Annotated in this window: 1 pseudogene; it reads left to right on the forward strand. The window is 45.7% G+C overall.

Annotated features, from left to right (window positions below):
• Positions 1–645 (forward strand): annotated as a pseudogene (locus tag CIK04_RS22815) (argininosuccinate synthase); the annotation flags it as partial.
• Between the last annotated feature and the right edge of the window lie 227 nt (positions 646–872).

Genomic DNA, 872 nt, shown 5'->3' on the forward strand with positions numbered 1-872 from the left:
CGTACTAGAAAGTACCTGGAATGTCTACCGAATGAAGATTGCTGGGTATGGACCATCGATCCAGAGCAAGCGCCGAATGAAGCGGAATTCGTTACCCGTACAAGTTGAAAAAGGTGAAGTTGTGGCGGTGGATGGTGAAAAAATGACACCTTACAACGCACTGGTTTACCTCAACGAAAAAGGCGCGAAGCATGGTGTTGGTCGTATCGACATCGTAGAAAACCGTCTGGTTGGCATGAAGTCTCGTGGTTGTTATGAAACCCCAGGGGGCACCATCATGATGGAAGCGCTGCGTGCGGTTGAGCAGTTGGTGCTGGACAAAACGTCTTTTGAGTTCCGTGAAGAACTGGGTTTTAAAAGCATCTCACCTTGTCGTAATGATGGTCGCTGGTTCACACCACTGGCGTAAATCGATCATGGCATGCGGCAGATGAGTTGGCACAGGATGTCAATGGTGAAGTCGTGGTGAAGCTGTATAAAGGCATGGCTACGGTGACGCAGAAGCGTTCAGACAACAGCTTGTACTCTGAAGAGTTTGCCACCTTTGGTGAAGATGAAGTGTACGATCACAGCCATGCTGGTGGCTTTATTCGCCTGTATTCGCTCTCAAGCCGTATTCGTGCGTTGAACAACCAAAAGAAATAAACACGATTATTGTTTGACAATTACAAGGCTCAGCAGGCATCTGCTGAGCCTTTTTTGTATGGAAGGTTTAAAATAATCATGAATAAATATGTAAAATAATGAATTTATACTTTATTTTTGGCGAGTTTATCGTAACGTGGKCACATAACAATACCTGCTTCCTTACCATGTATGGGCAAGGGGCGAGCAACACACTTACACCGGTTAGCAATAGTCATCAGGAGAGA

Source organism: Vibrio sp. 03_296 (genome assembly GCF_002265885.1).